We start from the raw sequence: 12,427 nt of genomic DNA, 5'->3' as shown, positions 1-12,427 counted from the left end.
ATTAATCCTGGCAAATTTAACCAATACTTCATAGTACTGGCAAGTATTTTTAAGTTTAACAGTTCCGGGTTGGTCAGCTACAAGCTCATTCGAAACGGTACCCGCTGCAGCCAACAGCGGTCCCTTAAAGGTTTTACCAACTGCCGCCGGCGCCACCGCCACCAAAGCTTCCACCGCCAAAACCTCCGAATCCACCGCCACCGCCGCCGGACCAGCCGCCGCCACCGGATCCCGAAGACCAGCCCCCGGGAAATATAATGGGGCCGCCCCGATAGCCGCGACGAGATACATAGCCGCCACCACCCCCGCCACCGCGACTGATCAGTTTGATGATAACCAGCAATACAATAAAAGCGATCACCAGTCCCATCAGACTGCCGCCACCACGACCTGAACCTTTGTGATAACCTTCGGGCGCCTTATATCTGCCCGCAGCTGCGGCCATAATATCATCGGTAGCATTGTCAAAGGCACGGTAATTATTGCCTGCCCGGAAATTGGGTAACAAATCCGACTGGACAATCTGTTCGGCAACCAGATCCGTTACCGCCCCCTCCAATCCATACCCGACTGCCAGGAAAACGCCGCGCTGGCCACCCTTTTCTCCGGTATTCACCAGAATAACGATACCGTTGGAGAACTGCTTTTGTCCACCTACACCCCATTTTCTACCCAGGGCAACGGCATATTCATCAATGGAATATCCACCGAGATCATCCACGATCACGATCGCTATCTGATTGGAACTACTGTCATCATAAGCAACCAGCTTTTTTTCCAGTTCCTGATTTTGTTCCTGTGTCAGAAAATTGCCGCTAAAATCTGTTACCAGGCGTGGCGGATTGGTGGGACTGGGCAGGACTTTCTCCACCTGGGCAGCTGCCAGCAGGGGCAGGACCAGTAAGCATAAAATTAACAGACCCCGGCCTGGCTTTCCTGAAAAAAACCGGATCCTGGGTGCGGCTGCTGTTAGATGAATGTATTGCTTTGCTTCGATTTTATGTAAGGTCTTGATTCCGAACGGATCGGAAAGATTTAAAAATTAATGTCCGAATACGATCTCATCGGGGAGCTCGTTCTGATCCTCGGCACGATCGTAGGGAAAATACTGATGCAGCCCTTCTCCGATTTCCGCAATATAATTGCTGATTCCATCGGCAAAATGCCTGCTGTCGAAATGTCTTAGTATATGAGCGACCAGCGTTTCCCAGTATGGCCGCCCGGTCCTTTCATAAATACCGCTGTCACCATAAAGCGCCAGCTGATGATCCTGGATGGCAATATACAGCAAGACCGCATTGCGGTCCCGGGTCTGATCCATCTTCAGGTTAAAGAATATCTCTGCTGCCCGGTCCATGGGGTCAACATATTTGCAGTGACGCTCCATATAGACCCTGATTTCACCACTGGTTCTGCTTTCTGCCTTTCGAATGGCTTCAATGATCTGCTCTTTCTCCGCTGAAGAAAGAAAATCTACTGTTTTTTTCGCAAACAAAGAAAATCCCATTGCAAATGTTTTAACAGGCAACCCTTACGGGCCGCTAAAATTTGACTTCCACGGCCGTATCCACGCCGGCAACTGCCTGGAATCCGTCCCGCGGACTGTAACCAAATAGGCCGGCTACCAGGCTTCTGGGAAAAGTTCTTACCGTCCGGTTATAATCAGCCACCGCTGCATTAAAATCATTGCGCGCCACCTTAATTCTCCTTTCGGTACCTTCCAATTGGGTCTGCAGACCCCGATATGCTGAAGTTCCCTGTAATTGCGGGTAGCGTTCTACGGACAGGATCAGCCGATTGGCGGCGCTGGCCAGTTCATCCTGCACCTGGGTCTGATGCTGGTAATTTTCGGCGCTAACGGTCGAACTGGCCGCCTCCATGGCCCGCCCTCTTGCGGCAGCGACCTGGGTGAGTGTTGTCTGTTCAAAATCTGAAAGACCCTTGACCACATTGACCAGATTGGGAACCAGATCCAGCCGGCGCTGATAGACGGACTGGACTTCATTCCAGCTCTGGTCCACCCGATTGTCTTTTTCCACAATACGGTTGTAGGCCACTACACCATAAAGAACCAATAATAGGAGAATGGCCCCGAACAGGTATTTCCCAACGCCTTTTCTATTCATATTGGATTAGAATTGAACCTTGGGTGCGGTACTGGCGCCTTCGTCCGCTTTAAAACCGTCTTTTTCATGGAAACCGAACATGCTTCCCAGCAGGTTCATCGGGAATTTCCGTACTTTACTATTGTATTGTGCAACCGCATCATTAAAGGTCTTGCGGGAAGCACGGATATCATTTTCGATGCCTTCCAACTGTCCCTGTAACTGGGTAAAATTCGCTGTAGCTTTCAGGTCCGGATAACTTTCCACAACTGCCAGTAAACGGCTCAAGGCACTGCTCACCTGACCCTGTGCTGCCTGAAACTGCGCCAGATTCTCTGAAGTCAGATTGTCGGCAGAAATATTCACTTTGGTGGCATTGGCCCGGGCATTGATAACATCTGTCAGGGTTTTCTGTTCAAAATTAGCAGCCCCTTTAACGGTATTAACCAGGTTGTCCACCAGGTCATTTCTTTTCTGATATTCTGCTTCGACATTGCTCCAGGCTTTTTTCACTACAACATCCTGTTCTACCAGACTGTTATAGCCATTGCAACCCATAAATCCCAGAATTACCAGAATTACCAGTACAATCAATCCAATTCCTTTCATTGTTTTGTGTTTTAGGTTTGTTAAAGAAATTTGATGTAATATATAACTTTTTTCCCTGTCCTGCCCGCAGAATCGGCGGACCTGGCATATTTACCGGTCAGTGGTTATCCGGACCAGTCAGAAAAGGCCATACCTATTTTCGGCAGGAAAAGCAGCAATCCGATTATGAGTGCCACACAGGCAGACACCAGTACACCGGCAGCCGCAATATCTTTCAGTTGTCCGATCAGCGGATCTTTAGCCGGATGGATCCGGTCCGCCAGTTTTTCTATTGCCGTATTCAGGGCTTCGGCAGTCAATACCATACCGATACAAAGCAGGATGATACAAAATTCGGTACGGTTCATATCCAGCAATCCGGCCAATACGAGGGCCAGAAAAGCCAGCCCGGTATGGATCTGAAAATTGCGTTCGCCGGCAAGCAGTTGCCGGAGTCCTCGAAATGCGTATCCGAAACTCCGGATCAACCGGTGCAAAAAATCATCTCTGTGCATCACTATAAATTTATCGTTTTACCCGACGCACCCGGGCCTTACGGGTTTTGGGAAGTTCCTGCTGCGCAGGCGGCAGGGGTGTTTCCTGCATGGCAATACTGATCAGGGTCAGGCCGCATTTTTTACAGCCCTCGTCCATCCCTTCTTCCAGGACCGCCTTGGCTTTAGTAGCATCTCCGAGAGAAGCCCAATAACCGCCGAGTACCATATAACCGTTTTTATCGCCTTTGGCAATCACTGCTTCCAGCAATTCAATAATATGGGGATCCGCCCTCCTTTTCTTATTGGCGATCGTGGCATTGGCAGGATACATGCCGATATCCGAAAGAATTTTCAATCCCACATAATCCAGACAGGCTTTGGTGAGTCCTTCGACACAAAGCTTGCGCAGGGCCTGCTCATAGGAACCGTCATTATTGAACAGAAAACTCCAGCTGCCACTATTGGTCAGTTCATAATAATCATTCAACAGGGAAGCCATCCGGTCGCCTTCCAGGGTGTCGATCTGCAGGGGATCGGCACCCAGGCATGACTTCAGTACCCAGCGACCGGAATCCACCCAACTGGAAACACCGACCAGGGTGTCATTACGGACCAGGAACTTAAACAGGCTTTTATCAGGGAATACAATCAGGGTATCATCTTTCTGAAAATAATAGCCATCATTAAAGCCCATAATATCTACACTCCCTTTTCCGTCAAATATAAAATACTGGTAGAGCGCAGTTCCGCCGGCCGCCTCGAACCGCCCCTCAAGCCGGTTGCTGAAAGTCTGGGACCGTCCATAAAAAAAGACGCTACATAACAGTAGCGTCGGTATTATAGATGTAAGCTGCTTCATGCGGTTACAAATATACAGTGCATCTTTAAAATCAGCCTTCCTGAATGGCAGCGATACCCGGCAGGGTCTTGCCTTCGAAGAATTCGAGCATGGCGCCACCACCGGTAGATACATAGCTCACTTTGTCAGCAAAACCAAATTTGTCAACGGCAGCGACACTGTCACCACCCCCAACCAGAGAAAAGGCGCCTTGTTCGGTAGCAGCGGCAACAGCTTCTGCTATTGCTTTGGTACCGGCCTGGAACTGTTCCATTTCGAATACGCCCATCGGTCCGTTCCAAAGGATGGTTTTAGAAACGCTGATCACATTGGCAAACTGCCCACGGGCTTCGGCAGCGATGTCCAGTCCCATCCAGCCTTCAGGTATATTATTACTGGGTGCCTCAGAGGTTTCGGCATCGGCGGCAAATTTATCGGCCACGATACTGTCTCCCGGTAAATGGATCTGCACCCCTTTCTCTGCCGCTTTGGCCAGAATATCCTTAGCGGTATCCAGCCGGTCCTCCTCACAAAGCGAAGCACCGATCTGACCGCCCATCGCTTTAAAGAATGTGTACGCCATACCACCACCTATAATGATATCGGTAGCTTTATCCAGCAGATTTTCAATGATCATGATCTTGTCAGATACCTTGGCTCCACCCAGAATGGCAGTAAAAGGCTTTTCGCTCTGACGGAGTACTTTATTAGCGCTGTTGACTTCGTTTTCCATCAGTTGTCCGAACATTTTTTTGTCACCGTCAAAATATCGGGCAATAATGGCAGTGGAAGCATGGGCCCGGTGGGCAGTTCCGAAGGCGTCGTTCACATACACATCACCCAGTTGAGACAGTTTTTCGGCGAATGCGGGATCTCCTTTCTCCTCTTCCTTATAGAAACGGAGGTTTTCCAGCAATAATACTTCTCCGCTTTGCAGTTCGGAAGCAGCTTTTACAGCCTGTTCCCCGATACAATCGTCGGCAAAGCGAACCGGAGCACCATCCAGCAATTCACTCAGATGCGCCACCAGATGTTTCAATGAAAACTTGTTTTCGGGACCATTCTTGGGCCGACCCAAATGAGACATCAGGATCACTGCACCGCCATCACCCAGGATTTTTTTTATGGTGGGAACGGCAGCCCGCATTCTGGCATCGGAAGTAATTTCCAGTTGCTCGTTCAGCGGAACATTGAAATCCACTCTGACCAGGGCCTTCTGGTCCTTGAAATTATGGGAAGTAAAAGTTGACATATGAATAATTTTAATAATACTGATGAAAAAAACAGATGTTTCTCCGCCGGGAGAGGCATCTGGTTTGTAAAACTAAAAAGCGGAACACTGCTGTTCCGCTCACGTTTAGTTTTGCTTTATTATTTGCTGATCAAGCCTGCGAAATATTTCACGGTGCGTACCAGCTGGGATACATAACTCATTTCGTTATCATACCAGGCAACGGTGCGTACCAGATGTTTGTCGCCGACATTCATCACTTTAGTCAAAGTTGAATCGAAAATGGAACCATAATGGGTACCGATCACATCACTGCTTACGATTTCATCTTCTGTGTAGCCGAAGCTTTCATTGGAAGCTGCTTTCATCGCCTGATTGATCTCATCAACTGAAGGCACTTTGGACAGGATCACGTTCAGTTCGGTCAGCGATCCGGTAATGGTCGGAACACGCTGTGCGCTACCATCCAGTTTACCTTTTAGGTTGGGCAGTACCAGACCAATGGCTTTCGCCGCACCTGTACTGTTGGGGATAATGCTGGCGGCTGCGGCGCGGGCTCTTCTCAGATCTCCTTTGGGATGTGGTGCATCCAGGGTATTCTGATCATTGGTATAAGCATGAACCGTAGTCATGATACCCATTTCGATACCGTAAGTATCATCCAGTACCTTGGCCATCGGCGCCAGACAGTTGGTCGTACAGGAAGCGCAGGAAATAACGGTTTCACTGCCATCCAGGATATCATGGTTTACATTGAAAACAATAGTTTTCAGATCACCGGTGGCTGGTGCAGAAATTACAACTCTTTTGGCTCCTGCTTTGATATGAGCTTCCGCTTTATCCTTGTCAGCAAAAAAACCGGTGCATTCCAGTACCACATCTACATCATGGTCACCCCAGGGAATTTGAGAAGGATCCTTCTGGGCGTATATTTTAATTTCGTCGCCGTTTACTGTAATGGCGTTATCTGTATATTTAATATCCTGATCAAATCTGCGCTGCGCTGAATCATACTTTAATAAGTGGGCTAATACCTTGGGGCTTGTTAAATCATTGATGGCAACCACGTCAATACCTTCTTGGTTATAAATTTGGCGATAAACCAACCGACCAATTCTACCAAAGCCATTGATGGCTACTTTTACTTTGCTCATTTTTTTAGTAGTTTAATTAATAAGTGCATTTTTTGGAGGCGTGAAGTTAGTGATTTTACCAGAAAGTGTACTTTCTACATTTTACTTTTTATAAACATTATCGTTTGGAAAGATTTTTTTTCTGAAATCTTTGAGATAATATTTCGAACCCCTATCTTTGCACTCCCAAAAAACACATGCCGCGTTGGTCAAGGGGTTAAGACGCATCCCTTTCACGGATGAATCACGGGTTCGATTCCCGTACGCGGTACAGAGAATTCCTCATAATTAGATTACTATTAATCAGTTATGAGGTTTTTTTTTGCATTCTGTAACGGTAACGGAACAACATTTGGTAAAATCCAATCTTCCCGGATCAAACTGCTTGTGAACTACCCATTGGCTAAAGACCAATGGGCTTCGGACTTCAACGCCCCGAGCTTCTTTTCAGAAGTCTTATTTAAGGCCTGCCCGTATAATTGGAGAGTTCCGCCCCGATGATTCTTATTCCTTCTTCAAGGATATATACATAAGAAATGTTAAAAGATCTTAGATGAAGTTATAGTTAACTAAAGAAAGCAATTTTAGTCAATAATTGCTTTCTTCACACAACAGTTTTTTTAAATTTAGGACTTTACATCCTCTGGCTCAATCTAAAAGGATAGTTTGAAGCTAGCCAGGCAGGTAAATTCCGTCTCAGACTGTAGCGGTCCGTCCTGGCGGACAGATCGAAATTTCGGCACCGACCATTTCGCTACATGGAGCAGTAAATAGTTTGCAGTCTTTCTTGCCTGGCCTAAAACAGCAAAGCCCCCGTTGTCGGGGGCATTTGCATGTAACTACCAAACCAAACTACGCTCTTCTTGTTGCAGGACGACCTTACCGGTCATCCAGATTCATTTTCCGAAAAATGGCTTTTATAATTCGATCCACTTCAGCGCTGGTGATCCGCCTGCTGGCGATCTCATCCGTGGCCCAACCCTGTAGCAGTGTTTTATCATTGCGGGCATCTACCATTGTCACTGAAATCGTGCCTTCCCGGACCCGGGTCCGATAACTGTCATATCCCACAAATCTGGAAGGATAATATACCCGGTAAAAACGTCTGCGGTAAGGATTGTAGAATGTCCTGAATCCGCCCCAACTATATACCGGCTCCTCCTGCCTGCGGCTGCTTTTTTCAACGAGCAGATCATAACTTAGCAATACATCGGGACGACGACGGGTCTGTTTCCAGCCCAGATTACGCTCCAGTTCCAAACTAACCGCTTCCTTTATCCGCTGTTCCATCAGGCCTGCTTTGGCCGCTTTTTCTGATTTTCGGGCCCAGGCAAAACTGTGGTACTGATTCAGATCCAGGTTCGCTGCCCTTTCAATATGGGCGGACGGGCCGCATCCGATCAGCAGTGTTACGAGCCCTAATAATATAATCCCGCCTGCTTTCATCACCAGCTCCTTTATAAATAGACGCGGATACGACAAAAATCGTAGCCTGCAGACTGTAAAATATTTGTGAAAAGACAGTTTTGCTTCCGGGAAACTGATATACAGGCATTTATGAAAAAGGGAGGACCTGATCGTCCTCCCTTTCGGTGCAACTTTATTTGTATGGCGCCTATCCCAGGCCGATTTCAAAATGCCGCTCCGGTATCATGACATCGGTGAAGCCTTTTTTAATCAGCCGGTTCTTAAAGGCATGTTGTACTTCCGGTTCTCCATGCACCAGGAATAATTTGCGAATTTCACGGGGGTTCTGACAGGCCAGCCACTGGCTCATATCCTCATAATCTCCATGGGCACTCATACTGCGCACCTGGCCGATCTCGGCATTCACCTGATGTTCAATGCCAAATATGCCAACTTCCCGGGCACCGGAAAGCAACCGCGCACCCAAAGATGAGGGTTCACAATATCCGGTCATGACGATGGCATTGCGGGAGTTTTCAATATTGTTACTGATATGGTGTTTCACCCTGCCGGCATCGGCCATACCACTGGCTGATATAATAACCATGGGGCCGTTCTGAAAGTTCAGTGCCTTGGAATCCTTCACGTCCTTGATATACATCAGACCGGTAAATGAAAACGGGTCTTCATCATTTTTCATGACATTCTGAATGCGTTTGTTAAAATACTGCGGATACCTTTTCACCATATCGGTCGCTTCGATACTTAAAGGACTGTCTACATAGAAAGGTATCCTCGGCAACCTTCTTTCCAGATCCAGCTGGTTAAAGGCATAGAGGATTTCCTGGGTCCGGCCGACACTGAAGGCCGGCAGAATCAGTTTGCCTTTTCTTTCCACACAGACTTTCTGTACCCAGTCGAGCAGCAGATCCGGTGCGGTATCGACTTCTTCATGCAGGCTATTTCCGTAGGTGGATTCCATAATAATATAGTCGGCCTGGGGAAAAGTTTCCGGCGAGCGCAGGATGATATCCCGGTAACGTCCCAGATCACCACTGAAAGTAATCCTTGTTTCGCGGCCGTCTTCCCTGATTTTCAGATGGACACACTGGCTGCCGATAATATGACCGGCATCGGTAAACAGACATTCGACCCCGTCGATGACTTCGAACCAGTCACCGTATTCCCGGGGCTCGAACAATGATATGGCCTTCTTGGCATCTTCAAGGGTATAGAGGGGGCGTAATAATTCTTCCGAGAGATTGGGTCGCTTTTTCTCCAGAAACCGGGCATCGTTCTCCTGAATCTCGGCGCTGTCCATCAGCAGAATATGGGCCAGGTCTTTGGTAGCCGGGGTACAGAAAATCTTTCCCTTAAATCCTTCGGCTGATAGTTTGGGTATCAGACCCGAGTGATCGATATGCGCATGAGACAAGACCATTGCCGTAATATCACCCGCATTAAAACCCAGATCCCGGTTCAGCGATTCGGTTTCCGACCCCATTCCCTGAAACATGCCGCAATCCAGGAGGATTTTCCGGCCGTCTTTGAGTGTTATGACATGTTTGGATCCCGTAACGGTTTGCGCCGCACCATGAAAAGCAATCTTCATAAATTTTTAATTTTTTAAGTTTCCTGCCTGTAACAGAAAGACAGGCTGATTAAAAATACAAAGGCCGCATCATTAGCGGCCCTTGTAAAAATATTGAAAAATAATTTATTGCAGCTTTTCGGGATACAGCACTGCGGTCACTTCATTGTTACCGGCGAACAGGATGCCTGCTGCCTGCTGTAAGTCTTTAGGCGTCAGTGCCTCGACATATTTTTCGTAATTCAGGAAACGATCCAGGTCTTTGGTCGGGTCGTTCTGTCTGCTGATAATAAATTGCAGCCAGGTACCGTTTTCTTTGATCTGGGTGCGTCTTTTTTCAATCCACTGTTGTTTTACTTTTTCCAGATTTTCTGCAGAAGGGCCATTGGTTTTCATCGCAGCGATCTCTGCGTTCACCGCTTTAAGCAGGGTATCCACTTTGTCCGGTCCGCAGGGGAGCTGTACGTTAAATACCGAATGGGCATAGGGCAGCTTATTGACCGAAAAGTTGGTACCGCCCCCATAAATACCCTGAATTTTTTCCCGGAGCTCTTCGATTACCCGGATGTTCAGGACCTCAGCTATCGCATCCGCTTTAAATGCCAGATCCTCACTGTACGGCAATTCATTGGAACTATAGGTCAGAATCAGACTTTTGGCCTCCTGCCCCTTATACACGTTCACGTCTACTTTGCCTTTTACAGGACGCAATCCGTTGTCCTTATAACTGAATTTTTCCTGGTGCGCAGGCAGTCCGCCGATGTATTTTGCCACGAGGGGTTTTAAGACGGCTTCATCAATACTGCCAACGATTACAAAATGCATTCCGTAGGCATTGCCAAAGCGTTCGCGGTAAATATCCAGCACCCTTTGCAGGTCGATCTGATCAAAATATTCCGGCCGCGGTACTCCAATAGGTGCCAGGGGGCTGTTGTGATAGACAGTCTTCAGCAGGGTATCTATAAATACCGCCTGCGGGTCAGCCATCAGGTGGGCCAACTGGTCCTTATTTTTCTTCAGAAAAGATCGAAACAGCACGGTATCGACCCGGGGTGCCGTCGCCTTAAGATACAGCAACTGGAACATGGTCTCCAGATCCTTGACGGTGCTGCTTGCTGAAAAACCATCCGTTTTCTTACCGAAAGTCGCACCAGCGGTCACCGACTTGCCGGCCATCGCTTTCTGCAGATCGGTAGGTGAAAAAGCCCCATAACCCATGGCATTGATCACCGATAACGCATAATTGGCATTGAACTTATCCGCCACCTCATAATTACTGGTGCCACCATAGCGGGAGGCGCCCAGCAGAATCTGGTCATTCTTGAAATCCGTTTTCTTTATGGTAACGGTGGTACCGTTACTCAGCTTCCAGGTCTTGGTACCCATTTTCTCGTCCCGGGTCTCTGCCATGATTTTACCACCCTTCGGTTCCTGTTCCAACAAATTGGCCGCTACCAGTTTTTCTTCATAGGGTTGAATATCCTGGCTGGTGGCCATCGCCTCAGCGGTTTGTACCAGCTGGCCCGCCTGAGGCAGTCCCTGACCTTCAGGGCCGGTCATCGCCACAAAGAAATCGGGGGTCTGCTGCAGCCGGACACCGACCTGCTGTACTTCGGCCAGTGTAATCTGAGGCAGCAGGGTCTTATAATATTCATATTCCACCGCAATCCCCGGAATGGGTTCCTGCTCCAGAAAGTTGCGAATGTATTCGGCGGCATAGGAACCGGATTCGGTTTTCTCCCTTTCGTTATAGGCCCTTTCCATCCGGGACAGTAAAGTCAGTTTCACCCGGTCCAGTTCAGACTGCGTAAAGCCAAATCTTTTGGCCCTTTCGATTTCCTGCATCAATGCTTCCAGTCCTTTTACCGCGCCGTCAGCCGTTCCCACACCCAGACTTCCGTTGAACTGATCATAGCCACGGGCATAGCTGTTGAAATACGTATAGCCATAGATAAATGGCGGTTGCTCCTGCTGGGTCAGCTCCTGCAGGCGGTAATTCAGCAATGTGGTAAAAATGCTTTTCAGAATGCCCTCTTTATACTGTCCCACCGTCGCTGCCTCTTTTTCCGGGAAAGCACTGTAGGCAATCGTCACTTCATAACGGGTCGCTTCCTTGTCGGTTACCACTTTGCCGGCATTTCCTGTATAGGCTGGTACCGGTACGGCGTTGCGGGGCCGCTGGTCCGCCGGGTTGGTCAGCGATGAAAAATGCTTTTTTACAAGTGCTTCGGCGGTAGCGGGTGCTACATCCCCTACCACAATCACCGCCATCAGATCCGGCCGGTACCAGTCCCGGTAAAAACGCCGGATGACATCGGGCTGAAAACTCCGGATAATGGAGTCTTTTCCGATGGGCAGTCTTTCTGCGTATTTGCTGCCCTGGAAAAGCTGGGGGTAGATCTGGCGGAACATTCGGTCATCCGCCCCCTTGCCCAGGCGGCTTTCCTCCAGAATGATATTCCGTTCCGTTTCGATATCCTCGTCCAGGTAGGTCACCTGGTGGGCCCAGTCCTCCAGCACCTGAAAACCCTTTTCCAGGTTCTCGGGTTTATCGGTAGGTATCGGCAGGATATAGACGGTTTCATCGAAGCTGGTATACGCATTCAGATCATTACCAAATCCGACGCCGATGCGCTGCAGGAAACTGACGATATCATTTTTCTTGAAATTCCTGGTGCCGTTAAAAGCCATATGCTCTGCCATATGCGCCAGCCCCTGCTGGTCATCATCCTCCATAACAGAACCGGTATTGACGACCAGTCTTAATTCTACCTTCTTTTCCGGCTTTTTGTTTTGTCGTATATAATAAGTGAGGCCGTTGTCCAGTTGGCCGGTATGCAGCTGCGGGTCTATCGGTATCGGCGTCTCTGCCGTGACCTGGGCCAGGGTACCCAGGCTAAGCAGTAGCAACAGACCGATAAAAAAATACCTGAATTGTGTTTTGATTGTTACCATAGTTAGATTAATTTTTATTTTCAAATGCAAAGCGGTCTTCATAGCAGTAGGACTACCGGAAAAATCGGAACCGGAAATAGGA

At 48.4% G+C, this 12,427-nt stretch carries 11 protein-coding genes and 1 tRNA gene; 1 reads left to right on the top strand and 11 read right to left on the bottom strand.

Going from position 1 to position 12,427, the window contains the following annotated elements:
• Nucleotides 1–133: 133 nt before the first annotated feature.
• From ACYVI9_RS04465 to gap, 8 genes are all read right to left on the bottom strand, one after another.
• Nucleotides 134–871 carry a TPM domain-containing protein gene (locus ACYVI9_RS04465; RefSeq protein ID WP_460761232.1) on the bottom strand — a complete coding sequence of 246 codons (738 nt, stop codon included), beginning with the start codon at nucleotides 869–871 and terminating at the stop codon, nucleotides 134–136.
• Between the two features lie 171 nt (nucleotides 872–1,042).
• Nucleotides 1,043–1,507, bottom strand: coding sequence for a TPM domain-containing protein (locus tag ACYVI9_RS04460; RefSeq protein WP_460761229.1), 465 nt, complete (start codon nucleotides 1,505–1,507; stop codon nucleotides 1,043–1,045).
• Nucleotides 1,508–1,541: 34 nt separating this feature from the next.
• Nucleotides 1,542–2,126, bottom strand: coding sequence for a LemA family protein (locus tag ACYVI9_RS04455; RefSeq protein WP_460761226.1), 585 nt, complete (start codon nucleotides 2,124–2,126; stop codon nucleotides 1,542–1,544).
• Between the two features lie 6 nt (nucleotides 2,127–2,132).
• Complete coding sequence (locus tag ACYVI9_RS04450) at nucleotides 2,133–2,714, bottom strand: LemA family protein (protein ID WP_460761224.1); 582 nt, start codon at nucleotides 2,712–2,714, stop codon at nucleotides 2,133–2,135.
• Nucleotides 2,715–2,818: 104 nt separating this feature from the next.
• Complete coding sequence (locus ACYVI9_RS04445) at nucleotides 2,819–3,208, bottom strand: diacylglycerol kinase (protein WP_460761221.1); 390 nt, start codon at nucleotides 3,206–3,208, stop codon at nucleotides 2,819–2,821.
• Between the two features lie 10 nt (nucleotides 3,209–3,218).
• Nucleotides 3,219–4,049, bottom strand: coding sequence for a hypothetical protein (locus tag ACYVI9_RS04440; protein ID WP_460761218.1), 831 nt, complete (start codon nucleotides 4,047–4,049; stop codon nucleotides 3,219–3,221).
• A gap of 31 nt (nucleotides 4,050–4,080) precedes the next feature.
• Nucleotides 4,081–5,280 (bottom strand): phosphoglycerate kinase, encoded by a 1,200-nt coding sequence (locus tag ACYVI9_RS04435; RefSeq protein WP_460761215.1) that lies wholly within the window; start codon nucleotides 5,278–5,280, stop codon nucleotides 4,081–4,083.
• Between the two features lie 119 nt (nucleotides 5,281–5,399).
• Nucleotides 5,400–6,413, bottom strand: coding sequence for a type I glyceraldehyde-3-phosphate dehydrogenase (gap, locus tag ACYVI9_RS04430; protein WP_460761213.1), 1,014 nt, complete (start codon nucleotides 6,411–6,413; stop codon nucleotides 5,400–5,402).
• Between the two features lie 178 nt (nucleotides 6,414–6,591).
• Between gap and ACYVI9_RS04425 the strand changes: the two genes are divergently transcribed.
• Nucleotides 6,592–6,663, top strand: a tRNA-Glu gene (locus ACYVI9_RS04425).
• A gap of 608 nt (nucleotides 6,664–7,271) precedes the next feature.
• Here the strand turns inward: ACYVI9_RS04425 and ACYVI9_RS04420 are convergent.
• The 3 genes from ACYVI9_RS04420 to ACYVI9_RS04410 form a co-directional block, all read right to left on the bottom strand.
• Nucleotides 7,272–7,838 (bottom strand): DUF4136 domain-containing protein, encoded by a 567-nt coding sequence (locus ACYVI9_RS04420; protein WP_460761696.1) that lies wholly within the window; start codon nucleotides 7,836–7,838, stop codon nucleotides 7,272–7,274.
• Nucleotides 7,839–8,007: 169 nt separating this feature from the next.
• Entirely contained in the window at nucleotides 8,008–9,411 is a 1,404-nt protein-coding gene (locus ACYVI9_RS04415) for an MBL fold metallo-hydrolase (protein ID WP_460761210.1), read from the bottom strand.
• 105 nt (nucleotides 9,412–9,516) lie between these two features.
• A complete protein-coding gene (locus ACYVI9_RS04410; RefSeq protein ID WP_460761208.1) occupies nucleotides 9,517–12,345 on the bottom strand; it encodes a M16 family metallopeptidase in 2,829 nt (942 codons plus the stop codon).
• Nucleotides 12,346–12,427 lie beyond the last annotated feature (82 nt).

The sequence above is a fragment of the Niabella terrae genome, assembly GCF_054783135.1.
Note: the sequence above shows the minus strand (reverse complement) of the source record. Positions and strands in the feature narration are given on the sequence as shown.

What these genes read in the sequence shown, in the direction of transcription:
- ACYVI9_RS04445 (WP_460761221.1), bottom strand. Translation starts at nt 3,208, where the DNA reads ATGCACAGAGATGATTTTTTGCACCGGTTGATCCGGAGTTTCGGATAC.
- ACYVI9_RS04460 (WP_460761229.1), bottom strand. Translation starts at nt 1,507, where the DNA reads ATGGGATTTTCTTTGTTTGCGAAAAAAACAGTAGATTTTCTTTCTTCA.
- gap (WP_460761213.1), bottom strand. Translation starts at nt 6,413, where the DNA reads ATGAGCAAAGTAAAAGTAGCCATCAATGGCTTTGGTAGAATTGGTCGG.
- ACYVI9_RS04440 (WP_460761218.1), bottom strand. Translation starts at nt 4,049, where the DNA reads ATGAAGCAGCTTACATCTATAATACCGACGCTACTGTTATGTAGCGTC.
- ACYVI9_RS04435 (WP_460761215.1), bottom strand. Translation starts at nt 5,280, where the DNA reads ATGTCAACTTTTACTTCCCATAATTTCAAGGACCAGAAGGCCCTGGTC.
- ACYVI9_RS04450 (WP_460761224.1), bottom strand. Translation starts at nt 2,714, where the DNA reads ATGAAAGGAATTGGATTGATTGTACTGGTAATTCTGGTAATTCTGGGA.
- ACYVI9_RS04415 (WP_460761210.1), bottom strand. Translation starts at nt 9,411, where the DNA reads ATGAAGATTGCTTTTCATGGTGCGGCGCAAACCGTTACGGGATCCAAA.
- ACYVI9_RS04455 (WP_460761226.1), bottom strand. Translation starts at nt 2,126, where the DNA reads ATGAATAGAAAAGGCGTTGGGAAATACCTGTTCGGGGCCATTCTCCTA.
- ACYVI9_RS04410 (WP_460761208.1), bottom strand. Translation starts at nt 12,345, where the DNA reads ATGGTAACAATCAAAACACAATTCAGGTATTTTTTTATCGGTCTGTTG.
- ACYVI9_RS04420 (WP_460761696.1), bottom strand. Translation starts at nt 7,838, where the DNA reads ATGAAAGCAGGCGGGATTATATTATTAGGGCTCGTAACACTGCTGATC.